The sequence below is a fragment of the Frigidibacter sp. MR17.14 genome, from assembly GCF_037095735.1.
GTDB lineage: Bacteria > Pseudomonadota > Alphaproteobacteria > Rhodobacterales > Rhodobacteraceae > Frigidibacter.
The window spans coordinates 1-25,683 of record NZ_JBAWKD010000020.1 but is presented as its reverse complement, the minus strand read 5'-3'; the positions used below and the strand labels follow the sequence as shown (position 1 = coordinate 25,683).

Annotated in this window: 20 protein-coding genes; 6 read left to right on the top strand and 14 right to left on the bottom strand. The window is 69.5% G+C overall.

Annotated elements, in window-relative coordinates:
• The 3 genes from purU to V8J36_RS21755 all read right to left on the bottom strand — a co-directional run.
• A partial coding sequence (purU, locus tag V8J36_RS21765) for a formyltetrahydrofolate deformylase (protein ID WP_336469423.1) occupies nucleotides 1–731 on the bottom strand: 731 nt, incomplete at its 3' end.
• On the bottom strand, nucleotides 728–1,660 hold the full coding sequence (gene folD / locus V8J36_RS21760; RefSeq protein ID WP_336469422.1) for a bifunctional methylenetetrahydrofolate dehydrogenase/methenyltetrahydrofolate cyclohydrolase FolD: 933 nt from the start codon (nucleotides 1,658–1,660) through the stop codon (nucleotides 728–730). The genes folD and purU, both read right to left, overlap by 4 nt.
• A gap of 62 nt (nucleotides 1,661–1,722) precedes the next feature.
• Entirely contained in the window at nucleotides 1,723–2,937 is a 1,215-nt protein-coding gene (locus V8J36_RS21755; RefSeq protein WP_336469421.1) for a pyridoxal phosphate-dependent aminotransferase, read from the bottom strand.
• A gap of 112 nt (nucleotides 2,938–3,049) precedes the next feature.
• Here V8J36_RS21755 and V8J36_RS21750 point away from each other — a divergent pair, with 112 nt between their 5' ends.
• The 6 genes from V8J36_RS21750 to V8J36_RS21725 all read left to right on the top strand — a co-directional run bounded on the left by V8J36_RS21750 (nucleotide 3,050) and on the right by V8J36_RS21725 (nucleotide 10,827).
• Entirely contained in the window at nucleotides 3,050–3,925 is an 876-nt protein-coding gene (locus V8J36_RS21750) for a LysR family transcriptional regulator (protein ID WP_336469420.1), read from the top strand.
• 221 nt (nucleotides 3,926–4,146) lie between these two features.
• Entirely contained in the window at nucleotides 4,147–6,201 is a 2,055-nt protein-coding gene (locus V8J36_RS21745; RefSeq protein WP_336469419.1) for a hydantoinase/oxoprolinase family protein, read from the top strand.
• The gene (locus V8J36_RS21740; protein WP_336469418.1) at nucleotides 6,194–7,897 is read left to right on the top strand and encodes a hydantoinase B/oxoprolinase family protein; all 1,704 of its coding nucleotides are present in this window, start codon (nucleotides 6,194–6,196) and stop codon (nucleotides 7,895–7,897) included. Before V8J36_RS21745 ends, V8J36_RS21740 begins: the two co-directional genes overlap by 8 nt.
• A 38-nt stretch (nucleotides 7,898–7,935) precedes the next feature.
• A complete protein-coding gene (locus tag V8J36_RS21735; RefSeq protein WP_336469417.1) occupies nucleotides 7,936–8,922 on the top strand; it encodes a TRAP transporter substrate-binding protein in 987 nt (328 codons plus the stop codon).
• Between the two features lie 71 nt (nucleotides 8,923–8,993).
• A complete protein-coding gene (locus V8J36_RS21730) occupies nucleotides 8,994–9,512 on the top strand; it encodes a TRAP transporter small permease subunit (protein ID WP_336469416.1) in 519 nt (172 codons plus the stop codon).
• Nucleotide 9,513: 1 nt separating this feature from the next.
• Complete coding sequence (locus tag V8J36_RS21725) at nucleotides 9,514–10,827, top strand: TRAP transporter large permease (protein ID WP_336469415.1); 1,314 nt, start codon at nucleotides 9,514–9,516, stop codon at nucleotides 10,825–10,827.
• 118 nt (nucleotides 10,828–10,945) lie between these two features.
• Here V8J36_RS21725 and V8J36_RS21720 read toward each other — a convergent pair whose 3' ends face one another.
• The 11 genes from V8J36_RS21720 to V8J36_RS21670 form a co-directional block, all read right to left on the bottom strand.
• On the bottom strand, nucleotides 10,946–11,632 hold the full coding sequence (locus V8J36_RS21720; RefSeq protein WP_336469414.1) for a GntR family transcriptional regulator: 687 nt from the start codon (nucleotides 11,630–11,632) through the stop codon (nucleotides 10,946–10,948).
• A 55-nt stretch (nucleotides 11,633–11,687) separates the two neighbouring features.
• The gene (locus V8J36_RS21715; protein WP_336469413.1) at nucleotides 11,688–13,097 is read right to left on the bottom strand and encodes an amidase family protein; all 1,410 of its coding nucleotides are present in this window, start codon (nucleotides 13,095–13,097) and stop codon (nucleotides 11,688–11,690) included.
• A gap of 4 nt (nucleotides 13,098–13,101) precedes the next feature.
• Complete coding sequence (locus V8J36_RS21710) at nucleotides 13,102–14,727, bottom strand: gamma-glutamyltransferase family protein (protein ID WP_336469412.1); 1,626 nt, start codon at nucleotides 14,725–14,727, stop codon at nucleotides 13,102–13,104.
• Nucleotides 14,728–14,762: 35 nt separating this feature from the next.
• Nucleotides 14,763–16,298 (bottom strand): M81 family metallopeptidase, encoded by a 1,536-nt coding sequence (locus tag V8J36_RS21705; protein ID WP_336469411.1) that lies wholly within the window; start codon nucleotides 16,296–16,298, stop codon nucleotides 14,763–14,765.
• A gap of 27 nt (nucleotides 16,299–16,325) precedes the next feature.
• The gene (locus tag V8J36_RS21700) at nucleotides 16,326–17,960 is read right to left on the bottom strand and encodes an ABC transporter ATP-binding protein (protein ID WP_336469410.1); all 1,635 of its coding nucleotides are present in this window, start codon (nucleotides 17,958–17,960) and stop codon (nucleotides 16,326–16,328) included.
• A gap of 12 nt (nucleotides 17,961–17,972) precedes the next feature.
• On the bottom strand, nucleotides 17,973–18,899 hold the full coding sequence (locus V8J36_RS21695) for an ABC transporter permease (protein ID WP_336469409.1): 927 nt from the start codon (nucleotides 18,897–18,899) through the stop codon (nucleotides 17,973–17,975).
• Nucleotides 18,900–18,956: 57 nt separating this feature from the next.
• The gene (locus tag V8J36_RS21690) at nucleotides 18,957–19,898 is read right to left on the bottom strand and encodes an ABC transporter permease (RefSeq protein WP_336469408.1); all 942 of its coding nucleotides are present in this window, start codon (nucleotides 19,896–19,898) and stop codon (nucleotides 18,957–18,959) included.
• Nucleotides 19,899–19,905: 7 nt separating this feature from the next.
• Nucleotides 19,906–21,495 (bottom strand): ABC transporter substrate-binding protein, encoded by a 1,590-nt coding sequence (locus V8J36_RS21685; RefSeq protein ID WP_336469407.1) that lies wholly within the window; start codon nucleotides 21,493–21,495, stop codon nucleotides 19,906–19,908.
• Between the two features lie 288 nt (nucleotides 21,496–21,783).
• On the bottom strand, nucleotides 21,784–23,067 hold the full coding sequence (locus V8J36_RS21680; protein WP_336469406.1) for an ArgE/DapE family deacylase: 1,284 nt from the start codon (nucleotides 23,065–23,067) through the stop codon (nucleotides 21,784–21,786).
• Between the two features lie 138 nt (nucleotides 23,068–23,205).
• Nucleotides 23,206–24,555 (bottom strand): aspartate aminotransferase family protein, encoded by a 1,350-nt coding sequence (locus V8J36_RS21675; RefSeq protein WP_336469405.1) that lies wholly within the window; start codon nucleotides 24,553–24,555, stop codon nucleotides 23,206–23,208.
• The coding region (locus V8J36_RS21670) for a phosphotransferase (RefSeq protein WP_336469404.1) at nucleotides 24,552–25,683 on the bottom strand (1,132 nt) is incomplete at its 5' end. The genes V8J36_RS21675 and V8J36_RS21670, both read right to left, overlap by 4 nt.

Genomic DNA, 25,683 nt, shown 5'->3' with positions numbered 1-25,683 from the left:
GGCGACTGCGCATGGGTCACGCGGATCGTGTCCTGTTCGATGATCGGGCCCTCGTCGAGATCCGCGGTCACATAGTGCGAGGTCGCGCCGATCAGCTTCACGCCGCGCTCATAGGCCTGCTTGTAGGGGTTCGCGCCCTTGAAGCTCGGCAGGAAGGAATGATGGATGTTGATGATCCGGCCCGACATTTCCTGGCACATCTCGTCGGACAGGATCTGCATGTAGCGCGCGAGCACGATCAGCTCTGCCCCTGTCTCGCGCACGATCTGCATCTGGCGCGCCTCGGCCTCGGGCTTGTTCTCTTTCGTTACCTTGATGCAGTGGAACGGAATGTCGTGGTTCACCACCACCTTCTGGTAGTCCATGTGGTTCGAGATCACGGCGACGATGTCGATCGGCAGCGCGCCGATCCGCCAGCGGTAGAGCAGATCGTTCAGGCAATGCCCGAAGCGCGAGACCATGATGATCACCTTCATCTTCCGGGCCTCGTCGTGGAAGAGGTAGTCCATCTCGAACCGCTGGGCCTCGGGTGCGAAGCCCTCTTCGATCGCGGCGACGGTCTTGCCGGTTTCCGGCACGAAGGACACGCGCATGAAGAAGCGCCCCGTCTCGGGGTCGTCGAACTGGGCGCTGTCGGTGATGTTGCAGCCCTGCGCGGCGAGATAGCCCGATATCGCGGCGACGATGCCGCGTTGCGACCGGCACGAGACGGTCAGGCAGAATTTGGTCATGGATGGTCTCCGGGAAGCGGAAGGGTCGGGGGCTGGCCGGTCTGGGCGCGGCAGGCGGCCAGGGTGTTGGCCAAGAGGCAGGCGATGGTCATCGGGCCGACGCCGCCCGGGACCGGGGTGATGGCCGCAGCCCGCGTGGCGGCGCCGGCGAAGTCGACATCGCCCACCAGCCGCGTGCGGCCCTCGCGTTCGACCCGGTTGATGCCCACGTCGATCACCGTCGCGCCGGGCTTGACCCAGTCGCCGAGGATCATCTCGGGCCGGCCGACGGCGGCGATCAGGATGTCTGCCTGCCGGCAGAGCGCGGGCAGGTCGCGCGTGCGCGAATGCGCGACGCTCACCGTGCAGTTCGCGGCCAGCAGCAACTGCGCCAGCGGCTTGCCGACGATGTTCGACCGCCCGACGATCACCGCGTGCATCCCGTCGAGCGGGCCGAGCCGGTCGCGCAGCAGGATCAGGCAGCCCTGCGGCGTGCAGGGCACCAGTGCCGGCTGCCCGGTGGCCAGACGCCCGGCATTGTGGATGTGAAAGCCGTCGACGTCCTTCTCGGGCGCGATCGCGGCGATCACCGCCTCGGCCGAGATCTGGGCGGGCAGCGGCATCTGCACGAGGATGCCATGCACCGCCGGGTCCGCATTCAGCCGTGCCACCAGCGCCAGAAGGTCGGCCTGCGAGGTGCTGTCGGGAAGGCGGTGCTCGAAGCTGGTCATGCCGACCTCGCGCGCCTGCCGGCCCTTGTTGCGGACATAGACGTCGGACGCGGGATCCTCGCCCACCAGCACCACGGCCAGGCCGGGCACGATGCCGGTGGCGTCCAAGAGCCGCGCGACCTCGGCGGCAATGCCGTCGCGCAAGGCAAGAGAGGCGGCGCGCCCGTCGATGAGCGCGGCCGTGCCGCCCGAAGCGGGCGGGGCCGTCAGGTTTGTCATGGGGTCTATCCTCCGGGCGCACGGACCGGGTGGCGCTGCCCCCGGACCGGCGCGCCCTGCGCTCAGGCGCGGTAGCGTTCGACCAGCGTCGCGATGCGCTCGACCGCCGCGACCGAGGCCGCATGGTCCTGCGAGAAGTTCAGCCGGATGCTGTCGGCGGTGTGCGGGCTGAACTCGGTGCCCGGGGTCACGATGACGCCGGCCTGCAGGCGCAGCGCGCGCACGAACTCGATCGGGCTCAGCACCAGCTTCGGCATCCGCGGGAACAGGTAGCTGCCGGCGTCGGGCGCGCGCACCACCGCGCCCTTGATCGCGGCCAGCCGCGTCACGAGGTCGTCGCGGATCGCCTGATGGGCGGCGATGCGGGCCTCCATCCAGCCGGGTTCCTCGGCGAACCAGCTGCGCAGCACGGCCTGCGAATAGCCGGCCGCGCGCAGCGACACGATCGCCTGCAGCTTTTCCATCCTCGAGATGACCGCCGGCGCGCCGAAGGCCACGCCCAGCCGGAAGCCGCTGAGCGATTCCGTTTTCGACGGCCCGAGGATCGTCACGACGTTGTCCGGCGACAGCGCGGCCTCTGCCCGCAGGTGGGTGTAGTCGATCCCGGTGTAGAGCAGCCGCGAATACAGCTGGTCGACGATCACCGTCACGTCGTAGCGCGCGGCAAGCGCGGCGATCCGGGCGATTTCTTCGGCGGAATAGATCACGCCGGCCGGGTTGTTCGGGTTCGAGAACAGGAAGACCTTCACGCCCGCCTTGAACGCGGCCTCGAGCCCGGCAAGGTCGATGCCCGAGCGGCCGGGTTCGGTGGTGGCATAGTCCATCTGGACCGGCACCATCTCGGCTTCCAGGAATTCGACCATCTTGCGGTTGGCGAAATAGTCGGGCTGCACGATGGCGACCTTGTCGCCCCGGGTGACGCAGGCGGCCACGGCCAGGAACAGCGCACCTTGGGTGCCGGGGGTCACGATCAGCCCGTCCCGCGCATCGACCGGCGCACCGGTGAAGGCGGCAAGCCGTGCGGCGAGGCTGTCGCGGATCTCGGCCAGGCCCCGGTATTCGGTGTAGGCCTGCGCGCCGCCCTTGGCGAAGCCCTCGGCATAAAGCTCGTAGGCGCCGGGCGTCGGCTCATGGGCATCGACATCGCCATGCGAGAAGTCGACCGGCCGGCCCGGCAGCGGCTCGCCCTTCAGGAAATCGACGGCATCGCTTTGCCGAACCTCCTGACCGGGGGCGTTGTCGGTGGCCATGCGGCCGAATTTCGTGGCGATGCTCATCGGGTGCTCCTCTGGTCCCGGGCACGCTGTCCCGGCGGGCGCAGGCTATCCCGAACCGCGGACGAAATGAAAACTGGCTTTTATACCTTTGAATGATAGAAAATCCATTTTCATGGACACGCGGTTTCTTGAAACCTTCCTTGCGGTCGCCGACTGCGGCTCGATCGCCGAGGCAGCGCGGCGGTTGAACCTGACGCCGGCGGCGCTGGCGCAGCGGTTGCGCGTGCTCGAACAGGATCTGGGTCACACCCTGGTCGAGCGGGCAGGGCGCACCGTCCAGCCGACGGCGGCGGGGCGGGCAGTGATGGCGCATGCACGTGGCGTGGTCGAGTCGGTGCGCGACCTGCGCGCCATCGCTTCCGACGGCGTTCCGGGCGGGCTTCTGCGGCTTGGGGCGACGGCGACGGCCCTGACCGGTCTTCTGCCCGCCGTGATCGAGCGCCTCGCGCGCGCGCACCCGGACATCGACTATTTCGTGCAGCCGGGATCTTCCGCGGATCATTACCACCGGGTGGTGGACGGCACGCTCGACGCCGCGCTGATCGTGCGACCGCAGTTCGAGATCCCGAAGGCCACCGACTGGCTGACCCTGCGGGTCGAGCGGCTGGTGCTGATCGTCCCCGAGGACGCGCCCGACCTGCCGCCGGACGCGCTGCTCGCGACGTATCGCTTCATCCGCTACGACCGCGCGCAATGGGGCGGGCACATCGTCGATCGCTATCTGCGCGACCACGCGATCGCGGTGGACGAATGGCTGGAGCTCGACGCGCTCGACGCCATCGCGGCGCTGGTGAACCGCGGCCTTGGCGCCGCGATCGTGCCCGACTGGGCTCCGCCCTGGCCAGAGGGGCTGCGGCTTCGCAAGATCGCGCTGCCGGATGGCGGCGCGCGCGAGACCGGGGTGATCTGGCAGCGCTGGGGGCCCCGCCATGCCGCGATCGACGCCTTCGTCGCCGCCTGCCGCGCGGCGCATCCGGTGCCCGGCTGAGGGCGTCGTCGACCCGCGCTTGAGTCGCCGCGATGCGGCGTCGGCACCCGCTCAGGGTTGCGTCTGACCGCCTTGCTGGAGGGGGTGGCGGGATGTTTGCCTGTTATTTGTGCTGAGTTTGGACGGCGCTCGCGAATTCGTCAGCGTCACAAAACATCCATCTTGATATTTTGGGTATCCTAGTTGGATACTGAAATCGACAACAGGATAGGACGTGCGGAATGCTGGACACGCGGCAAAGATTCGACTGGATCGTGGGTGTCGATGTCGGCGGAACATTCACCGACTTCGCGGCGCGCAACATCGCCACCGGTGCGCTGGTGGTGCACAAGCGGCCCTCTACCCCCCATGACCCGTCCGAGGCGATCCTGCAGGGCTTCCAGGAACTGCAGGCCAAGATCGGCATCACCGGCGAGGCGGTCGGCCGCTTCGCCCATGGCACCACGGTCGCGACCAACGCGCTTCTGCAGCGCAAAGGCGCCCGCGTCGGCGTCGTCACCACCCGCGGCTTCCGCGACCTGCTCGAGATCGGCCGCCAGGTGCGCCCCGCGATCTACGATCTGCAGGCCGACGCGCCCGCCCCCCTTGCCAGCCGCCGCGCCCGGCTGGAGATCACCGAACGCATCGGCCCCGAAGGCGAAGAGATCACCCCGCTCGACGACGCCGACCTCGACGCGCTCATCGAAGAGATCGGTCAGCAGGGCGACCTGCAGAGCCTCGCGGTCTGCCTGCTGTTCTCGTTCAAGAACCCGGCGCATGAACAGCGCGTGGCCGCCGCGATCCGCCGCGCGCGCCCCGATCTCTTCGTTTCGGTCTCGTCCGAGGTGCAGCCCGAATTCCGCGAATACGAACGCTTCAGCACCGCGACGATCAATGCCTTCCTGCAGCCCGAGGTCAGCCGCTACATGGACCGGCTGCAGGCCGCGGTGGCCGAGGCCGCGCCGAATGCCCGCTTCGGCATCTTCCAGTCCTCGGGCGGGCTGATGTCGGTCGAGAAGGCCGCGCAGTTCCCGGTGCGCACCGCGCTGTCGGGTCCGGCCGCGGGCGCGGTCGGCGCCGTCGCCTCGGGCCGCGCCTCGGGCATCGGCAACATCATCACCCTCGACATCGGCGGCACCTCGACCGACGTCTGCCTGATCCGCGACGGCCGCACGGAAATCGCCCATGTGCGCGAGATCGCGGGCTTCCGCATCCGCCTGCCGATGGTCGACATCCACACCGTGGGGGCGGGCGGCGGCTCGATCGCCTCGGTCGGGACCGACGGGCTGATGAAAGTGGGCCCCGAAAGCGCCGGCGCCGTGCCGGGACCGGCCTGCTACAGCAAGGGCGGCACCGAACCCACCGTGACCGATGCCAACGTTTACCTCGGGCGGCTGCCGCTGTCGCTGGCCGGTGGCGGGCTGAAGATCGACCCCGAGAAGGCCCGCAAGGTCATCGAGGAGATCGCGGGCAAGCTCGGCGTCTCGCCGGTGCGCGCGGCGCTGGGCATCGCCGGGATCGCGACCTCGAACATGACGCGCGCAATCCGCGCGGTCTCGACCGAGCGCGGCCATGACCCGCGCGACTTCGCGCTGATGCCCTTCGGCGGCGCGGGCGGCCTGCATGCCGCCGACGTGGCCGAGGCGCTGGGGATCAACCGCATTCTCGTGCCGCGGGCGCCGGGGATCCTCTGCGCCGACGGCCTGCTCGAGGCCGAGTTGCAGGAGAACTTCGTCACCACGCTGCGCCAGCGGCTGGATGGCGATCTGGCCCCGCTCGCCGCTGCCGCCGAGACGCTGAAGGCCGCCGCTGCCGACTGGCTTGCGACCGAGGCCGAGGGCGCCGAGGACGGGCGCACCCAGATCTCGCTCGACATGCGCTACGTGGGCCAGAACTACGAGCTGGCGGTCGAGGTGCCGGGTGACATCACCGCGCGCGACACGCTCAAGGCCGCGTTCCTGTCCGAGCACATGCGCGCCTATGGCCATGCCGATGCCGAGGCCCCGATCGAGATCGTGAACGTCCGCGCCAAGGCGCTGGCGAGCCTCGTGCAGGGCGCGAGCGAGATCACCGGCCCGGCCGAACTGGCCGCGCCGATCGAGGTTGCGAAGGTCTGGTTCGACGACACCGGCGCCGTCGACACCCCGATCTACGATCGCACCGGCCTGCCCGAGGCCACGGTGCTGAAGGGGCCGATGATCGTCACCCAGCTCGACTCGACGACGCTCGTGCCGCCGAACGCGACCCTGACCGTCGACGCGGCCTTCAACCTGATCCTGGAACTTGGCAATGTCTGATACCCTTTCGCACCCCGAGGTCGCCGCGGCGGCCGCGATCGACCCGATCGCGCTCGAGATCACCTGGAACGGGCTGAAGTCGATCGCCGACGAATGCTTCCTGACGATCATGCGCTCGGCCTTCTCGACCAACATCAAGGAGCGGCACGACCACTCGACCGCGATCGCGGATGCGAGGGGCCGGCTGATCGCGCAGGCCGAGAACGCGCTGCCGATCCACCTCGCCTCGATGGCCGGGCTGATGACCCATATCCTGGCCGAGTTCGGCGGTGACATCGCGCCGGGCGACATCTTCATCGGCAACGACCCCCACGTCGCCGGGGGCTCGCATCTGCCCGACATCAACCTGGCCGCGCCGATCTTCGACGGCGGCCGGCTGATCGGCTTCGTGTCGAACATCGTGCACCATGCCGATGTCGGCGGCGCGGCGGTGGGCTCGATGTCCGGCGGGCTCGACGAGATCTACAAGGAGGGCCTGCGCATCCCGATCGTGCGGCTTTACCGCAGGGGCGCGCTGGTCGCCGACATCCAGCGGCTTCTGCTGCTGAACATGCGCCTGCCCGAGGAACGGCTGGGCGACCTGAACGCGCAGATCGCCGCCGCCCAGCTGGGCCGCCGGCGGATCGAAGAGATCATCGCCCGCATCGGCGCCCCCGCGCTGACCGCCACTTTCGACGCCATCGTCGAGCGTACCCGGATGCGGATGCAGACTGCCATCGGCCAGCTGCCGGATGGCGAATACAGCTTCGCAGACGTGATGGATGACGATGGCGCCGGGACCGAGGACATCCGCATCGCCCTGACGATCCGCAAGTCGGGGAGCCGCATCACCTTCGACTTCGCGGGCTCCGACCCACAGGTCCGCGGCAATTTCAACATGACCTGGAACACGACCCAATCGGCGGTCTGCTTCGCGCTGAAGGCGCTGCTCGACCCCGAGGTGCCCAATAACCAAGGCATCTTCGACGCGATCGAGATCCTGGCCGAACCGGGCACGATCGTGAACTGCGTGGCCCCCGCCGCGGTCGCGCTGCGCGCCAACACCAGCCAGCGCGTGGTCGACATCGTCATCGGCGCCCTTGCACAGGCGCTGCCCGACCGTGCCATCGGCGCGGCGAACGGCGCCAACACCTCGGCCGTCTTCGCCGGCATCGATCCCCGCACCGGCCGCCAGTATGTCTACCTGGAAACGCTGGGCGGCGGCATGGGCGCGCGGATGACCCGCGACGGCAAGGACGGGGTGCAGGTGAACATCACCAACACCTCGAACCTGCCGGTCGAGGCGATCGAACAAGAATACCCGCTGCGGGTCGAGGGCTATGCCCTGGTCGAGAACAGCGGCGGCGCCGGGCGCCATCGCGGCGGCATGGGCATCCGGCGCATCCTGCGCCCCGTGGGCCACGACTGCGAATTCAACGGCGTCGGCGAACGCTTCCGCAACCGGCCCTGGGGCCTTTTCGGCGGTGAAGCCGGCGCGGTCGGCTCGTTCCGGCTGGAAACCGATGCGGGGGCGACGGTCCCGCTGTCCTCGAAGGCCACGGGCATCCGGCTTCATGCCGATGAGCGCGTCGTGATGGAGACCCCCGGCGCCGGCGGCTACGGCAGCCCGGCGGAACGATCCGACGCGGATCGTGCCGAGGATGTGCAATCGGGCAAGTACTCGGCCGAGTTCATGGCCAGCCATTACGGCGCCTGACCGGCGCCGCCCAATCAACCGACAGGGGTAATAAAAAAATGACCAAACGTCTTCTCTCGCTCCTGGCCGGTGCCTGCCTCCTGGCGGCCCCGGTCAGCGCACAGTCCGTCCGCTGGGACATGGCCAATGAATACGGCGAAAGCTCGATCCACGGCCAAGCCCAGAAGGTCTTCGCGGAAAAGGCCGCCGAACTGACCGATGGCGACATCCTGATCACCAACCATTTCGGCGGCGCGCTTGGCTATACTTCGGCCCAGCAGCTCGACGCGGTCGGGGACGGCGCCCTGCCGATCGCCAACACCAACGTGGGCTCGCTCGCCGGCATCGAGCCGCTGTTCCTGCTGACCTCGCTGCCCTTCCTCGTGTCGGACGTCGCGGATGCGAAGACGCTGTGGGAAGTGTCGCGCCCGCATTTCGAAGAGGTCTTCGCCCGGCATGGCCAGGTTCTGCTCTATGCCTCGCCCTGGCCGCCGGCCGGCATCTGGGCGCACAAGCCCGTGCTGACCTCTGCCGATCTGCAGGGGCTCAAGATCCGGTCCTGGGATGCCAGCGGCACCGCGACGCTGAAGGCTGCCGGTGCGGCGGCGATCCAGCTGCCCTGGGCTGACGTGGTCCCGCAGCTGGCCGCCGGCGGCATCGAGGCGGTGCTGACCTCGGCCGAGGGCGGCGTCTCGGCCAAGTTCTGGGAGCATCTGAGCGATTTCTCGGCCCTGAACTACGCCATGTCGCTGAACATGACCCATGTGAACAAGGACGAGTGGGACGCGCTCAGCGACGCGCAGCGCGACGCGCTCCTGAAGGCCGCCGAGGCTGCCTCGGACAAGGCCTGGAGCGCGCTGGATGACGTGGTGGCGTCGAACTATGCCGACATGCGCGCCCACGGCATGACCGTGCAGGAAAAGATCGACCCGGCGTTCCAGAAGGCGCTGTCCGAGGCGGGCCAGGGTGTCTATGCCGACTGGCTGTCGAAGGTCGGCGACGAGGGCAAGGAAATCCTGGACGCCTACGAAGCCGCCCGGCACTGATCCCGCGCGAGCCCGCGCGCCTGCCCGCAACGGCGGGCGCGCCGCTCGCCCAGCCCGAAAGGTTCTGTGCCATGCGTCCTGTTTCCGCCTTCCAGCGGCTGTCCCATCTTGCCGGTTCGGCCGCGATGGGCGTGTCGATGCTGCTTCTTGTCTACATGGTCCTGCATGTGACGCTGGAGATCGTCCTGCGTGCGGGCTTCGCCTCTTCGACCTATTCCATGGACGAATATGTCGGCTATGCCGTCGGGGCGATGACCTTCCTGTCGCTGGCCGACACCTTCCGCCAGCGGCGCCATATCCGGGTCAACCTGCTGCTGACCCACCTGCGGGGCAAGGTTGCCACGGCCTGCGATGCGCTCTGCATCCTTCTGACCTTCGGGATCACCGCCTTCCTCGCCCGCTTCATCTGGCGGATGCTGGCGCGCGACTTCGAACGCGGCGCCGTCAGCCCGACGCTGAACCAGACGCCGCTGTGGCTGGTCGACGGGGTCATCTTCCTGGGCCTCGTGCTCTTCATGATCCAGCTCGCCGCCAGCCTGATGGACACCCTCCAGCACGGCTACACCGCCGAAGACAGCCGCGGGGACTGACATGGAAAGCCTCTATATCGCCTTCGCGATCCTGATCCTGATCGTCACCTTCCTGGGGCTCGGCGTCTGGGTGTTCGCGGCGCTGCTGCTGGTCAGCACCGCGGGCCTCGCGCTGCTGATCGACATGCCGCTGTTCCGCATCGGCACGATCATGGGCCCGCTCGCCCTGCGCAGCGCCACAGGATGGGAGCTTTCAGCGATCCCGATGTTCGTCTGGATGGGCGAGATCATGCTGCGCACCGACATCTCGGACCGGCTGTTCCGCGGTCTCGCGCCCTTCACCCACCACCTGCCGGGACGACTGCTGCACACCAACGTCATCGGTTCGGCGCTGTTCGCGGCCGTCAGCGGCTCGAGTGCCGCGACCACCACCACCGTCGGCAAGATCACCATCGCCGAGCTCAGCCGCCGCGGCTATTCCATGCCGCTCGCCATCGGCACGCTGGCCGGCGCGGGCAGCCTCGGCCTGCTCATCCCGCCCTCGGTGGTGATGATCGTCTACGGCGTGCTGGCCGAGGTCTCGATCTCGCGGCTCTTCGCGGCGGGCGTGGTGCCGGGCGTGATGCTGGCCGGGCTTTACGGGACCTATGTGCTGATCGCCGCCCTGATGCGGCCCGAGGTCGCGCCCTCGACCGAGGCCGCGCCGCGTCTGCGCGATCTTGCGCGCGGCGCGGTCGACCTGTTCCCGATCGGGGCGCTGATCTTCGTGGTTCTGGGCGCGATCTACAGCGGCATCGCCACGCCCTCCGAGGCGGCGGCGGTGGGTGTCGTCGCCACCCTGCTGCTGTCGGCGCTGACCCGGCAGCTCAGCTGGCGCGCTTTCCGCGACAGCCTGCGGGCCGCGGTGCACACCAGTTGCATGATCGCGATGATCCTGATCGCCGCCGCGTTCCTGTCGACGGCGATGGGCTTCCTGCATGTGCCGCAGGATGTCGCCAGGGCGATCTCGGGGCTGAACCTGTCGCCGGGGCAGCTGATCCTGGTGTTGGCGGTGTTCTACATCCTTCTGGGCATGTTCCTGGAAGGCGTGTCGATCACGGTGATGAGCCTGCCGATCACCCTGCCGCTGGTGCTGGCCGCGGGCTTCGATCCGATCTGGTTCGGCATCTTCCTGGTGATCATGGTCGAGATGGCGCAGATCACCCCGCCGATCGGCTTCAACCTGTTCATCCTGCAAAGCCTGACAGGCAGGTCGATCATGAGCGTGGCGCTGGCGGCCCTGCCGTTCTTCGCGATCATGTGCCTGTCGGTGCTGATCCTGTTCCTGTTCCCGACAATCGCGCTCTGGCTGCCGACGCTGCTGTTCGGAAGCTGAGGCCGGCGCGCGCGCCGATACAGGCGACTGCACCCCGGGCCGGGTCGGAGCTTCGGATCCGGCCCGGCCCTTCGCACGTCCGGCACCGCGCGCGCCACGGCCGGCGCGCCGCGCAAGATCACGCGGGCGTCGTTTCCTGCGCTGCCAGCCATTCGGTCATCCGTGCGCCCTCGGTCTGGTCGTGTGCCCAGGCCGCCGCCGCTGCCGCGGCCGGATCGCGCGCCCGCAGGGCCGCGATCAGTGGCGCGTGCTGGGCGATGATGTCCTCGGGGCCGGTCGCCACGAAGCTGTTGCTGGTCGCGATGAACAACTGCACCTGCTGCTCGACCACGCGGTATTGCGCGGCAAGCCGCCCGTGGCCGCTGGCGGCAATGATCGCCCGGTGCAGCGCGAAATCGGCCTCGGTGATCTCGCGCAGGCTGCCGCCCGCACAGGCGGTCTCAAGCGCCGCGCAGGCCGCGTCGAGCGCGTCGTGGACCTCGGGCTCGGGCCGTTCGGCGGCAAGACGCGAGGCGAGGCTTTCGAGACTGCCGCGCAGGGTCCAGATCTCCCAGACGTCGCGGGCCGACAGCGCGGCGACATGCCAGCCGGTGTAGGGCACCAGCGTCACCATGCCTTCCGCCGCCAGCCGGTGCAGGCTCATCCTGAGGGTCGAGCGGGCGACGCCCAGCTGCTCGGCCAGCGCGATCTCGGTCAAACGGCCGCCGGGCGCGATCTGGCCGGACAGGATGAAGTCGCGCAGATGCTCGGTGACCATGGTCTCGGTCGACTGGCGCGCCACCGGCTTCAGCCCGCTGATCGTCATTTCGCTCCGCTCTCCTGCACCGCCTGCCACGGTCGACCGCGACCGCCCCTTTCCGTCACGCGGCGGGATCGGCGATCGTGACCGCCCAGCCGCGCGCCTCGATCGCCTCGGCCGCCTCGAGCGCCACATCCTCGCGGAATTTCCCCGCGACGATCTGGATGCCCAGCGGCGTGCCGGCGGCGGTCAGCCCGGTAGCCAGTGTCAGGGCCGGCAGGCCCGTCACCGGCAGCCCCACCTGAACATCCTGCAGCGACCAGACGCGCTGGTAGTCCTCGGGGCTTTTCAGGTCAAGATTGTCGGCAAACGGCAGCGCTGCCGATGGCGGCAGAAGCACCACCGGATAGCGCTCCATGAACTGGCTCCAGAGGCTGGCGATACCGAAGCGGCGCACCAGCGCGTCCGAGAACTGCTGCTGGCCGATGCTCTCCGCCAGGGCCCGCTGGCTGGCCAGCGCCGCCAGCGCGCCGGGGTCGCCCTCGGCTTCGGCCGCGGCGACCATCGCCGGATAGCCGTCGCCCAGCCACAGCGTCAGCTGCACCTTCGCGGCCTCGGCGATGGGGGGCAGGGCATCGACCTCGTCCACCTGCCAGCCGGCGTCGCGCAGCCGCTCGGCCGCGGCCAGCAGTTCGGCCTGCAGCTCGGGCGCGGTCTCCATCCCGTCCGGGCGCAGGCAGAGCGCGGCGCGGCGCGGCACCGCCGGGCCGGTCAGCGGCATCGCCACCGACCAGGGATCGCGCGGATGGGCGCGGCCCATCGCCTGCAGCGCCAGCCGCAGGTCGCCGACGCGGCGCGCCAGCGGGCCCGAGACCGCCATGATCTGCCCGCCGATGGTGCGGTCGCGCCCCGAGGCATTGTGCGCTGCCACCCGGCCGATGGTCGGGCGCAGCCCATGAATGCCGCAGGCATAGGCCGGATACCGGACAGAGCCCGCGATGTCGGTGCCATGGCCGATGGCGCCGATGCCCGCCGCGGTGGCGGCGCCCGCGCCGCCCGACGAGCCGCCCGGGGTCAGCGCCCGGTCGCGCGGGTTGTAGGTGTGGCCGTGCACGCGGTTGTTGGTGAACCAGCGGTAGCTGAAGGCGGGCGTGTTGGTGCGCCCCAGCGGCACCGCGCCCGCGCCCAGCAGATGCGCGACCACGGGGTTGTCCGAGGTCGCGATCAGGTCCTTCTGCGCCGTCAGCCCGTTGGTCGTCGCATAGCCGCGCTGGTCGACGTTGACCTTGATCGTCACCGGCACGCCGGCCAGCGGACCCGGATCGCGGCCCGCGGCCACGGCCGCGTCGACCGCGGCAGCGGCGGCGAGCGTGTCGTCGGGACGATGCTCGACCACCGCGTTGATCGCCGGGTTCGCCGCCTGCAGCCGGCCCAGTGCGGCCTCGGCGACCGCGGTGGCCGTGACCGCGCCCGAGCGGACCAGCGCCGCGATGCGGGTGGCGGGCAGGGCCCAGAGAGGGGTATCGGTCATGGTTTCAGCCTCGCTGGTAGGTGGTCGGGATCGGCAGCAAGGCGGTGCCTTCGGCCACCGCGGCCGCCCAGGGGTGCCAGGGATCTGCGGTGCCCTCGTTCACGCCATCCTTGCGCCGCACGGCGGCGAGTGTGGTGAAGTTCTGCGGCTGTGCGATCCGGTCGGCCAGCACCAGCGGGAAGTCCGCTTCGAGCGCATCGAGGATCTCTGCCCCGAACCGCGGGTCGGCCACGACCATGGGCGGGGCCGACAGGTCGTAGCGCGGCGCGGCCACTGCCTCGGCCAGGCCCATGCCGTGGTCTGCCATGTGGATCAGCGCCTGATAGACCGCCGGCAGGATCTTGCGCCCGCCCGAGCCGCCCAGCGACACGACCTCGTCCCCCGGGCCGGTCATCATCATCGGCGCATAATTCGCCAGCGCCTTCTTCCCCGGTCCGATGGCATTGATCCGGCCGGGCCGCGGATCGAACCAGTTCACGCCGTTGTTCAAGAGGATCCCGGTCGCCGGCGAGATCACGCCCGAGCCGAACAGCGACAGCAGCGTCTGGGTCAGCGACACCGTCATCCCGTCGCGGTCGACGACGCTCAGATGCGTGGTGCAAGAGGGCAGGGTGCGCTCGGCCCCGTCGCCCAACCGGGTGAAGCGATGCTCCCAGGCGGCGGCAAGGGCGGTGCAGCTGGCCAGGACCGAGGCCGGCGTCGGCAACGCCCCCTTCGGCGCGGGGCTGCCGTGCAACCCGCGCAGCGCCAAAGCGACGGTGACGCCGCCGTTCAGTTCGGGCAGGAAATGCAGGCTGCGGTCCCGGAAGGGCTCGGTCGCGGCCTCGGTCACCACCGCCGCAAAGTCCGAAAGGTCGCCCGGCGCAAGGTAGCCGCCGAGGGCGCGGATGTCGGCACAAAGCGCCTCGGCCAGCGGCCCTTCGTAGAGCGCGCCCGCACCTTCCGCCGCGATCACCGCCAGCGTCCGGGCAAGCTCCGGGTTCGCCATCCGCGCGGCACGGCCGCTGACCGCGGCGGGCTGGGCCAGCGGCAGGCCGCCCGGCAGGAACAGCGCCGCCGCGGCCGGGTTGCGGGCAATGCGGCCCATGTCGGCGGCGATCATCGCGGTGGTATGGGCGTCGACCAGCGCGCCCTCTTCGGCCAGCGCGACGGCCGGCGCGACCAGATCGGCCCAGGGCAGCCGCCCGAAGCGCTCGTGCGCCGCGGCCAGGCCCTTCAGCAGACCCGGCACGCAGACCGACTTCGCGCCGATCACGTTGCGATCCTCGAGCACGCTGGGCCAGCCGAACAGGTCGCTGTCCGCCCCGCCGACCAGCGGGAAGTCCGCCGGGTCGAGCGCGGCGGGCGAGCGGGCGCCGGCGTCGATCGCGGTGACCGCGCCGCCCTCGGGACGCACCAGCATCGCGCCGACGCCGCCCAGACCGCTCATCCATGGCTCGAGCACGCCGATCGCGAACGAGGTCGCGATGGCCGCATCGACGGCCGAGCCGCCACGGGCAAGCATGTCGGCCCCGATCTGCGCTGCGTGGCGGTTCTGCGCGGCGACGATGCCCCCGTCCGAACGGGTTTCGGGGACCGCCTGCCCGGGACGGCGGGCAAGGTTCGGAGAGCGGAGGTCGGTGCGGGTCATGATCTGCCTTCGGGGCCTGTTTTCGGGTCTTCGAGTCACTCTGCGGCGGTGCGCGCCTCGTCGGCGGTCGGGCCGCCGGGCATCAGCCGCATCCAGCCCGGCAGGGCCTTCCAGGCCCAGTCGGTCGCGCGCATCATCATCGCGCCGGGGGCGACCGCGGTCAGCACCTCGGCCGCGACCGGCGCAAAATGGGCGCGGAAATGGATCGCGCTCTTGACCACGACGATGTCCGAGGTGACGGGCTCCAGGCCCAGAAAGCGGAACATCTCCATGTCGGCCATCTGGACGATGTTCGAGGCGACCGCGATGCGGACCCCGCCGATGCGCAGGCAGGCGGCCAGTCCCACATCCATGTCGAGCACGCCGAAATAGGGCCCCGAGGTGCGCAGCCGCCCGTCCGAGACCGCCTCGACCGTCACCTCCGTCTCGAAGGGCATATCGCCCGGCAGCCCCGCCCGCCCGCCGAGTGCAAGTCGCAGCACCGCGCCCGGACCCGCGGCATGGGCCGCGGCCGCGGCGGCGGGATCGTGCAGCAGCCCCAGGATGGCGTCCGGCGCGCCGGCAGCGACCAGCGCGCGCAGCAGGCCCGTCGTGTCGGATGAGCCGCCCGCGCCGGGATTGTCCTGCGCATCCGCGATCACCACCGGACGATGACCGGCAGCGTTCAGCCGCAGCGCCTCGGTCACGGCACCGGCGGCGTCGTGCAACGGGCCGGTGAACTCCGCCTCGGCCGCGACCACCGCCCCGTGCAGCGCCGCGGCAAGCGCGTCGGCCTCGGCCTGCGTTGCGCCATAGGCCCAGGTCAGCGCGCCGCAATCGGCGATGTCCGCCGCCGGGAACCCCATGGTGACCGAGGCCGCCGCGCCGCTGCCCGCCGCCGCCTCGAGCGTGGCGAGACGGGCATAAAGCCCGCGCGCGGGTTCGGCATCGGTCGATTGCCAGCAGATCGGCGTCATGTAGGGCGCGCGGGTCCAGGCGCGGGGGAAGGGCGCGCCGCGGGCGACGCGCGCGGCCAGAAGCGCATGGGCGCGCCGGCCGGTCTCGGCCATGTCGACATGCGGATAGGTGCGGAAGGCCGTGGCGGCATCGGCGAGTTCCAGGAACCGCGCCGAGATGTTGCCATGCAGGTCCAGGCTGACGACGATCGGGAATTCGGGCCCTGTTACCGCGCGGATCCGCGCCAGCAACTCGCCCTCGCCGTCGGGCACATGCTCGGCCACCATCGCGCCATGCAGGTCGAGATACAGCGCCTCGGCCGGCGGATCAGCGGCAAGCCCGTCGCGGACGCCCGCGACGATGGCGGTGGCGATACGCTCGTAGGTCGCGCGGGCGACGAAGCCCGAGGGACAGGCGGCGCACCAAAGGATCGGGGTCACGCTGTCGCCCGCGGCCGCGGCGGCGGCAAGGAACCCCGCGGCGGGCAGGTTCACCGCCGGGCCCATCGCCGCCCGCACCGCCTCGCCGGTGCTGAAGGGCGGGAAGCCGCCGCCATGGGCGAAGGCCGCGTCATCGGCGCGGCTGGCGGCGAAGGTGTTGGTCTCGTGCTGGAAACCGGCAAGAAGGATGCGCATCGGTGGGGCCGTCCGGCACCCGGGCGCTCAGGCCGCGGGCGCCGCCTTTCTGAAGTTCTGGAAATCCCAGTCCGGCGCGGGGGCCGCGTCGATCAGGCTGCGGGTATAGGCGTGCCGGGGCTGCGACAGCACCTCGCGCGCGGCGCCCTGCTCGACGATCCGGCCGCGCTGCATCACCACCACGGTGTTACAGATCTGCGCCGCCACCCGCAGGTCATGGGTGATGAACAGGATAGACACGCCGGTGCGGTCGCGAATGTCCTCGAGCAGCTTCAGCACCTGCGCCTGCACCGTCACGTCCAGCGCCGAAACCGCCTCGTCCGCGATCAGCAGGTCGGGCTCCATCACCACCGCGCGGGCGATGGCGATGCGCTGGCGCTGTCCGCCCGAGAACTGGTGCGGATAGCGGTTCATCACCGAGGCCGGCATGTTCACCAGCTCGAGCGTGCGGGCCACCCGCTCGCGCGCCTGGGCGTCGGGCATGCCGTAGTTGGTCAGCCCCTCCATCAGCGATTGGCCGATGGTGCGGCGCGGGTTGAGCGAGCGATAGGGGTCCTGGAAGATGTACTGCACCTGCCGGCGCATCTCGCGCAGGTCGCGCAGCGGAACGATGTCGCGCCCGTTCACCAGCACCTCGCCGCCCGAGGGATCGGTCAGCCGCATGACGCAGCGCGCCACCGTCGACTTGCCCGAGCCGCTTTCGCCGATGATGCCGGTGATCTCGCCCTTGTGGACGGTGAAGCGGATGTCGTCGGCCGCCAGCACCGAGGCGTCCGAGAAGAAGCCCTTCTTGCCGTAGCGCTTCTGCAGCCCCACCACCTCGAGCAGCTTCGCCGCGCCTTCAAGCGGCGCGCGCCGCGGGATCAGGCTGGGAACCGAGGCGACGAGCATCCGCGTGTAGGTCTCGCGCGGGGCGGTCAGGATCTGGTCGCGGGTCCCGGTCTCGACAAGGTCGCCGCGGTTCATCACCACGATCCGGTCGGCGATCTCCGACACCACGCCGAAGTCGTGGGTGACGAAGACCACGGCGGTCTTCTCTTCGACCTGAAGTTCCTTGATCAGCGACAGGATCTGCTTCTGCGTCGTCACGTCCAGCGCGGTCGTCGGCTCGTCCGCCAGCAGAAGCCGCGGGCGCAGGATCAGCGCCATCGCGATCACCACCCGCTGCCGCTGGCCGCCCGACAGCTCGTGCGGGAAGGCGCGGTAGATGCGCTCGACATCGGGCATGTGCACGCGTTCCAGCATGTGCAGCACCCGCTTGCGCCGCTCGGACGGGGACAGCTTGGTGTGAAGCCGCAGCACCTCGTCGATCTGGTCGCCGACCGAGCGCACCGGGTTCAGCGCGGTCATCGGCTCTTGGAAGACCATCGCGACCCGCGCCGCGCGCAGGGCGCGCAGCCGTGCGGGGCTTGCCTGCAGCACGTCCTCGCCGTCCAGCAGGATCCGCCCCGCGGTGACCTGCAGCGCGTCCTTGGGCAGCAGGCCCATGACCGCCATCGAGGTTACCGATTTTCCGGACCCGCTTTCACCGACGATGCAGACCGTCTCGCCCTCGCGCACCTCGAACGAGATGTCGCGCACGATCGGGCGCCGCCCCTTGGGGATCGTGTCGATGCTGACGCCCTCGACCGAGAGCACGACGTTGGATGCGGTGTCGCTCATCTCTGTCTCCTGTCAGAGCCGCTTGGCCATGCGCGGGTCGAGCCGGTCGCGCAGCACGTCGCCCAGCATGTTCACGCTCAGCACGGTGAGCGAGACCATCACGCCGGGGTAAAGGATCAGCTCGGGCTTCAGCAGGAAGAAGGTCCGCCCGTCGGCCATCATGTTGCCCCAGCTCGGCGTCTCGGGCGGGACGCCGGCCCCGAGGAAGCTTAGGATCGACTCCGTCATGATCGCCGAGGCGAAGATGTAGGTGCCCTGCACGATCAGCGGCGCGACCGTGTTCGGCAGCAGGTGGCGCCAGATCATCTGCATCGTGCCGGTGCCCAGGACCGAGGCCGCCTCGACATAGGGTTCGTTGCGCACGCCCAGAATGACCGAGCGGACCATCCGCGCGACCCGCGGCACCTCGGGGATGGCGATGGCGATCAGCACCGTGGTGATCGTCGCGCCCGAGAAGGCCACCAGCGCGATCGCCAGCAGGATGCCCGGGATCGCCATCAGTCCGTCCATGAAGCGCATGATGACGATGTCGGCCCAGGCGAAGTAGCCGGTCAGCACGCCGAAGAGGATCCCCAGCGCCAGCGCGATCACCGCCGTGCCCGCCCCCACCGCCAGCGAGACGCGGGCGCCGTAGACGATGCGCGAATACATGTCGCGCCCGAAGCTGTCGGTGCCCAGCCAATGCGCGGCGGTCGAGCCCTGCAGCCGGATCGAGGGATCGAGCTTGACCGGATCGACCGTTCCCAGCAGCGGGGCCAGGATCGCCATCAGCACGATCAGCCCCAGCACCACCGCAGAGACCCGCGCGGGCCAGGTGGACAGGATGCCCGCAACCAGCGCCCGAAGGCCGGTCGCGTTGCGCGCCTCTTCCATGTCGGGCAGCCCGGGCGGCTCGGCGATCTGGCCTTGCATCGGGGGAGCGGTCGTCTCGGGGGTCATCCTGCCTCCGGTCGTCTGGGGGGCGAGAGGGGCCGGGCCCGGCAGGGCCCGGCGGGATCAGTAGCGGATGCGCGGATCGAACACGCCGTAGAGAAGGTCGACGGCAAGGTTGATGAACACGTAGATCGTCGAGAACAGCAGGATCACCGCCTGGATCACCGTGTAGTCGCGCGCCAGCACCGCCTCGAGCATCAGCCGCCCGAGGCCGGGGATGTTGAACACGCTTTCGGTGACGACGACGCCAGAGATCAGCATCGCGATCGAGACGCCGATGATGGTGACAATCGGTACCGCGGCGTTGCGCAGCGCATGTTCGGTCATCACCCCGCGCTCGGTCTGGCCCTTGGCGCGGGCGGTGCGGATGTAGTCCTCGCCCATCACCTCGATGACATTGGTGCGCACGATGCGGGCGATCAGAGCAATATAGGGGAAGCTCAGCGCCACCGAAGGCAGCACTAGGCGCGAGAAGAACTCCCAGAGCCCGGCCGAGGGCGGCTTGTAGCCCTGCACCGGGAACCAGCCGAGGATCCGGGCGAAGACCAGGATCATCACGTAGCCGATGATGAACACCGGCACCGAGAAGCCCAGCACCGAGCCCGCCATCACCAGCCGGTCCACCCACTTGCCCTGCTGCCAGGCGGCGATCACCCCCATCGGCAGCGCCACCGCCACCGCGATGACGATGGTCACGAGGCTCAGCCAGATCGTCGGACCGATCCGGTCGCCGATCAGCGCCGTCACCGGCTTGCCCGACACCAGCGAGGTGCCGAAGTCGCCGCGCAGGATGTCGCCGAACCACAGGAAGAACTGCTCGAGCAGGGGGCGGTTCAGCCCCATGCTCTCGCGCAGCTGCGCCAGCTGCTCGCCGGTGGCATTCGGGCCCGCGATCATCGCCGCCGGGTCGCCGGGCGACAGCCGCAGCACCAGGAAGACGATGACCACGACCATCAGCAGCACCGGCACCGCCGACAGCACGCGCTTGGTGACGAAGCCCATCATCGGCGGATCACTCGGCCTTTTCCATGTTCCAGAAGATCGGCGCCTCGGCGTCCATCTGCGGGGTCACCGCGGTCGACCACGAGGCGACGTTGTAGAACTCGCCCATCGGGATCATCACGCCGTTGTCGATGACCAGCTCGTCGATCTCGAGCGCGAGCTTCTTCTGTTCGGCCACGTCGGCGGTGCGGGCGATGGCCATGCGGCGCTCTTCGATCGCCGGCACGTCCGGCCAGCCGAACCAGGCCGCATCACCGCCGGCGGCGGCACCGATGAAGCCGATCGCGTCGCCGACGTCGGGCAGCACGTTGGTGGTCGAGAACATGTTCCAGCCGCCCTCGGCCACCGGCGCCTTCGAGGCGCGGCGCGCCACGACGCTCGCCCAGTCCATCGACACCATGTCGACGGTGAAGCCGCCGTCGCGCAGCTGCTGGGCGATGACCGGGCCCTGCGCGTTCAGGCTGGGGATGTCGGTCGCATGCATCAGGAACACCGGCGTGCCGTCATAGCCCGCCTCCTTCAGCTTGGCCTTGGCCTCGTCGGGATGCGCCTCGAGGATCCGGTCCGCGGCATAATCGGTGTTGTAAAGCGAGGTGCAGCCGTAGACCGCCGCGCAGGTGGTGCCGTTGGGCGAGCCCGCGCCGACCTGCGCGTCCAGCATCGGACGCTGCCCCAGCGCCAGCATCGCCGCCTCGCGCACCTGCGGATTGTCGAAGGGCGGGATCTTGTGGTTCATCCGCGCGAGGTTCTGGCTGCCCTGCTTCTCGTAGCGGCCGGTCTTCACATCCGCATTACCCTCGAGCAGCGGCAGCAGGTCCGGCGAGGTCTGTTCGATATAGTCGATCTCGCCCGACATCAGCGCGCTGACTGCGGTCATCGGGTCGGGCATCGAGGTCCAGACCACCTTGTCGACCTTCACGACCTTGCCGCCGGCCAGCCCGTCCGCGGGTTCGTCGCGCGGGATGTAATCGGCGAATTTCTCGAAGGTGGCAGAGACGCCGGGCTGGAACTCGGCCTCGACCAGCCGGAACGGGCCCGAGCCGATGGTCGAGGTGATCGGCGTCGAGACCGGGGCCGCCGCGACCGCGGCGGGCAGGATGAAGGGCGCCAGCCCCGAGGGTTTGGACAGCGCCAGAAGCGCGATCCCGGTCGGCTCCTTGAAGGTCATGGTGAAGGTCTTGTCGTCGGTCGCCGTCATCTCGGCCAGCAGGGTCATCATCACCTGCCCGGTCTTGTCGACCTGCGCCCAGCGCTTGATCGAGGCGATGGCATCCGCAGAGGTGACCGGGTTGCCGTCGTGGAACTTCAGCCCGTCGCGCAGGGTGAAGGTATAGGTCTTGCCGTCGTCCGAAACCTTCCAGTCCGCCATCTGCGGCTTCGGCTCGCCCTTGGTGTTGCGCGCCAGCAGCGTGTCATAGACCATGTAGCCGTAGTTGCGCAGGATGTAGGCGGTCGAGATCTGCACATCGACCGCGCGCAGCGGGGCATGCATCACCGCGGTAATCGTCTGCGCCTGAGCCGCCGCCCCGACCGAGCCGCCAAGGGCAAGCGCCAGAAGCGTGGACTTCAACAGGCTGGAAGCGGTCGGTCTGGCGAACATTCTTCTGATCCTCGGTCTGGGTTGAAGCGCTGGGGCGATTGTCGTCAATCGTCACTTCCGAGGTTACGCGCGGGATTTTTCATCTGGCAACGATGAAACCCTGACGGGAGGCCTTTCGGCGGCCTATTCGGCAGGATTGCATAGGGCTTATCGCTTTTCGTTATTTATCAGTTACATGGGCCGCGTGCAGATCGCCCATTTCCTGTGCGCCCTGCGAAATGACGTTGCGGCGCGTTTTCTTTCCGCCGCCGTCTTGGGCAGCGCGGGCGAATTCAGACCCGTTTGTGTTCAAACGGATTCGGTGCCGCACCAGTCGGCAATGAACAGCGCCATCGCCTTCGTGACCTGCCGGACCGAGGACAGGCTCACCGCCTCGTCGAAGCCATGCACGGCCCGCGATTTCGGGCCGTAGTTCAGCACCGGGATGCGCGCGTAAAGCGCATAGACCCGGGCATCCAGATACGCGCCCGAGAAGCCGGAGGTCAGCGCGGCCCCGAAGGCTGCCTGATGCGCCGCACCCAGAACCGCCTCGGCCTCGGACCCCTCGGGCAGGACATAGCCCTCGGCGTTGAAGCCGTTCTGGCGCAGCACAGGCGGGTTCTGGTTCAGGAAGCGGTCCCGGCGCGAGAAGTCCTCGATATGGGCGCGGATCTCGGCGTATTTGTCCTGCGCCTTCTGGCCCGCGTAGATCGAGATCCGCACCTGGAACCGGCACCAGGCCGGAACCGACGAACCCCAGTCGCCGCCCTCGATCAGGCCGATGTTCATGTTGATCGGGTGATCGATGCCCGCGACCTCGGGATGATCGCCGGCCTCGGCGTTCCAGCGCGCCTCGATCTCGCGCAGGGCGCCGATGACGCGCTGGGCCGCGTCGATCGCGTTGGTGCCCGCGCCCATCTCGCGCACATGGGTCGGAAATCCGCGGACCTCGACCTCGAACCACAGCACGCCGACATTGGCGCGGGTCAGCTGCTCGTCCATCGGCTCGGGGATCAGCGCGGCCTCGGCGGTGTAGCCGCGCAGGAAGGTCTGCAGCGCGCCGTTGCCGGTCGATTCCTCTTCGACCACCGATTGCAGATAGACCGTCGCCGCCGGCTGCAGCCCGATCCGGCGCAGCGCCTGCAGCGCGAAGACATTCGCCGCCGCCCCCGCCTTCATGTCGCCAGCGCCGCGGCCGAACATCCAGTCGCCCTCGATCTCGCCGCCATAGGGATCGTGCTCCCACATGTCGCGCGGCCCGACCGGCACCACGTCCAGGTGGTGCTGCAGGATCAGCGAGCGGCCGGTCTCGGCCTTCGGATGATGGATGCCGACGACGATCGGCGCGCGCGAGTGCTGCGCGGAGAACGGTGCGCCGCCCTCATGCGCGGTTAGCGCCGCCTCGTCCATGTCGAAGCGGTCGATCTTCATCCCCCGCGCGGCGAGGTCGCGGGCAATGAAATCCTGGATCGCGAATTCCTCGCCGCGCTGCGACGCGAAAGAGACCAGCTTGCGGGTATAGGCGATCTGCTCGTCGAAGCCGGCATCGACGGCGGCAAGGATCTGGTCGCGAAGCGCGGGCGAAAGCGGCATCGGGGTCTCCTGTCGGTTTGCTGTCTTCTGTCGTGCCAGAGCGTCGGGCGGCCGGCGTCCCGGGGAAGCCTCATGATCTCGCCGCGCAGGGCTGCGGGCAGGAAAAAGCCCCGCCGATTGACCGGCGGGGCGTCAGGGTCAGGCGCAGACCTCGGCCAGCACCTCGGCGCTGGCGGCCAGCAGCCAGTCGACATCGGCCTCGGTGAAGACGATCGGCGGGCGGATCTTCAGCACGTTCGCCCGCGGCCCTGTGGCCGAAATCAGCACGCGCTTCTCGCGCAGCCCGTTCACGATCCGCGTCGCGGCGCTGGCATCGGCGGCCTTGGTCGCACGGTCGCTGACCATCTCGACCCCGATATACAGGCCCGCGCCGCGCACGTCGCCGATCGCCGGGAAGCGGGTCGCCAGATCGCGGAAGCCCGCCTGGATCCTGTCGCCCATCGCCTTCGCGTTGTCCTGCAGCTTCTCGTCGCGGATTACCTCAAGCGTCGCCATCGCCGCGGCCATCGCCACGCCATTGCCGCCGAAGGTGTTGAAATAGCGCGTGTCGCGGCCGAACCGCTCGACCACCTCGGGCACGACGGCGATGCCGGCGACCGGGTAGCCATTGCCCATCGGCTTGCCCATCGAGACGATGTCGGGGTCGATCCTGTGGCGCTGGAAGCCCCAGAAGTCATCGCCCGAGCGGCCGAAGCCCGATTGCACCTCGTCGGCGACGAAGAGCCCGCCCGCGGCATGCACGGCCTCGATCACCGGCTTCAGCACGCCGGGCGTCGCGTAGATCCCGTCCGACGAGAAGAGCGAATCCGCGATGAAGGCGGCCAGCCCGTCACCGTTGCGCTTCAGGCCCCAGGCCTGCTTCGTCACCGCCTCGGCCATCTGCTGGCCCAACTCGTCGGGATTGCCGCGGTAGCTGTCCGGCGCCGGTACGGTGCGCACCCATTCGCCCAACGGCGAGGCTTCGCCCAGCGAGGCCGAGAAGCCCGCGGTCAGGTCCGAATTGCCGTGATAGGCCTCTTCGGTGATGATGATCCCGTGATGCCCCGTCGCGTGCTTGGCGATGCGCATCGCCAGATCGTTCGCCTCGGACCCGGTGCAGGTGAACATCATGTGCCCGCCCGCCGCGATCCGCCCGCCGTAGGTCGGCAGCATCGCCTCGGCATAGTCCAGGATGCCCTCTTGGATGTAGCGGGTATGGGTGCAGAGCGTCGTCAGCTGGCGGTGGATCGCCTCGACAACATGCGGGTGGCAGTGGCCGACCGAGACGACGTTGTTGTAGGCATCGAGGTATTCGCGGCCCTCGCTGTCGTAAAGCCGGGTGCCGCGGCCCTCGCGGACCTCGACCGGGTTCTGGTAGAACAGCCGGTAGGCGGGGCCAAGCAGGCGCTGGCGCCGCTCGACCGCCGCGCGGCGGGCCGGGTCGAGCGCCGCGAGGCTGTCGGCGTTGAACGCGTTCACCATCTTGCCGCGAGAGGGAAGGGCGGTCATCGGGTGGTCTCCTTGAAGGTCGTGAAGGTCTCGGACAGGGTGTCGGGGTCGCGGGCCAGGAACCAGTCGAGCTGGGCCCAGCCCTGATCGGTGTTGCGCAGGATGTAGGTGCGGTTCTCGGGGAAGGTCCGCGCCCGCCAGAGCGAGATCAGCCCCCGCGTCACCGCGCGCCCCATCACCAGATGCGGCAGCAGGGCCAGTTCTTCCTCGGTCAGCTCCGCCACGCGCAGATAGGCCGCGAGGATCCGCTTGCCATCATCCATCAGGTCCGCGCGCGGGTTCGTCGCCTGGTCGCGGGGCAGCCAGTTCAGCATCGCGGTCGAGACATCGATCGCCACCGCGGTCTTCACCACGTCGCCGAAGTCGATGATCCCCGACAGCCGCGCTGGGCCCGTTCGGTCGACGACCAGGTTCGAGCGGCTGAAATCGTTGTGCAGCACCTGCCGTCGCAGCGCGGCGATGCGCGGATAAAGCGCCAGATACCGGTCGAGCGCGGCACCCAGCAGGCGGCGGTGCACCGGATCCTCGACATCGTCCAGCAGCGGCGCCAGGCCCGGAAGCTGGCGGATGTCCCAAGCCAGCACCCGCTCCGCGCCCGGATGCTCGAAGCCCTGCAGCGCCAGCCGCAGCCGACCCAAGGTGTCGCCGATCTGCGGCAGCTCGTCCGGCAGCGTCGCGGTGGTGTCCAGCACCGTCCCGTCAAGGAAGCTGTACATCCGCACGATGCGCCCGGCGCCCGGTCCGGCGTCGATCACGGGCAGCAACTGGCCGTCCAGCGTGTCGAAGACCCGCGGCACCGGCAGCGCGGGATCGGTGGCGGCGATGTGGCGCAGGGTGCGGACCTGCAGGTCCAGCTCGTCCCGTTGCTCGCCGGGGTTCGCGACCTTCATCACGTAGCTGGCGCCGTCCGGGGACAGGATGCGGAAGGTGTCGTCCTGCTCGCTGGCGAAGCGGCGGAAGTCGCCGGTGACGCCATAAAGCGCGCGGGCGATGCCGGAGGCCTCGTCCGCGGTCACCGAGGTGAACGGGGTGGAAAGCGAGCCCATGTCGATGGCAGGGGCGATCGGGGGAGTGGGAAGCGGAATGGTGCCCGGTCCTTCTGGTGGCGTCGCCCCGGCGCGGGGCGAC

Excerpts from the sequence above, each read along its gene's own strand:
- folD (WP_336469422.1), bottom strand. The coding sequence starts at position 1,660 with ATGACAAACCTGACGGCCCCGCCCGCTTCGGGCGGCACGGCCGCGCTC.
- V8J36_RS21755 (WP_336469421.1), bottom strand. The coding sequence starts at position 2,937 with ATGAGCATCGCCACGAAATTCGGCCGCATGGCCACCGACAACGCCCCC.
- V8J36_RS21750 (WP_336469420.1), top strand. The coding sequence starts at position 3,050 with ATGGACACGCGGTTTCTTGAAACCTTCCTTGCGGTCGCCGACTGCGGC.
- V8J36_RS21745 (WP_336469419.1), top strand. The coding sequence starts at position 4,147 with ATGCTGGACACGCGGCAAAGATTCGACTGGATCGTGGGTGTCGATGTC.
- V8J36_RS21740 (WP_336469418.1), top strand. The coding sequence starts at position 6,194 with ATGTCTGATACCCTTTCGCACCCCGAGGTCGCCGCGGCGGCCGCGATC.
- V8J36_RS21735 (WP_336469417.1), top strand. The coding sequence starts at position 7,936 with ATGACCAAACGTCTTCTCTCGCTCCTGGCCGGTGCCTGCCTCCTGGCG.
- V8J36_RS21730 (WP_336469416.1), top strand. The coding sequence starts at position 8,994 with ATGCGTCCTGTTTCCGCCTTCCAGCGGCTGTCCCATCTTGCCGGTTCG.
- V8J36_RS21725 (WP_336469415.1), top strand. The coding sequence starts at position 9,514 with ATGGAAAGCCTCTATATCGCCTTCGCGATCCTGATCCTGATCGTCACC.
- V8J36_RS21720 (WP_336469414.1), bottom strand. The coding sequence starts at position 11,632 with ATGACGATCAGCGGGCTGAAGCCGGTGGCGCGCCAGTCGACCGAGACC.
- V8J36_RS21715 (WP_336469413.1), bottom strand. The coding sequence starts at position 13,097 with ATGACCGATACCCCTCTCTGGGCCCTGCCCGCCACCCGCATCGCGGCG.
- V8J36_RS21710 (WP_336469412.1), bottom strand. The coding sequence starts at position 14,727 with ATGACCCGCACCGACCTCCGCTCTCCGAACCTTGCCCGCCGTCCCGGG.
- V8J36_RS21705 (WP_336469411.1), bottom strand. The coding sequence starts at position 16,298 with ATGCGCATCCTTCTTGCCGGTTTCCAGCACGAGACCAACACCTTCGCC.
- V8J36_RS21700 (WP_336469410.1), bottom strand. The coding sequence starts at position 17,960 with ATGAGCGACACCGCATCCAACGTCGTGCTCTCGGTCGAGGGCGTCAGC.
- V8J36_RS21695 (WP_336469409.1), bottom strand. The coding sequence starts at position 18,899 with ATGACCCCCGAGACGACCGCTCCCCCGATGCAAGGCCAGATCGCCGAG.
- V8J36_RS21690 (WP_336469408.1), bottom strand. The coding sequence starts at position 19,898 with ATGATGGGCTTCGTCACCAAGCGCGTGCTGTCGGCGGTGCCGGTGCTG.
- V8J36_RS21685 (WP_336469407.1), bottom strand. The coding sequence starts at position 21,495 with ATGTTCGCCAGACCGACCGCTTCCAGCCTGTTGAAGTCCACGCTTCTG.
- V8J36_RS21680 (WP_336469406.1), bottom strand. The coding sequence starts at position 23,067 with ATGCCGCTTTCGCCCGCGCTTCGCGACCAGATCCTTGCCGCCGTCGAT.
- V8J36_RS21675 (WP_336469405.1), bottom strand. The coding sequence starts at position 24,555 with ATGACCGCCCTTCCCTCTCGCGGCAAGATGGTGAACGCGTTCAACGCC.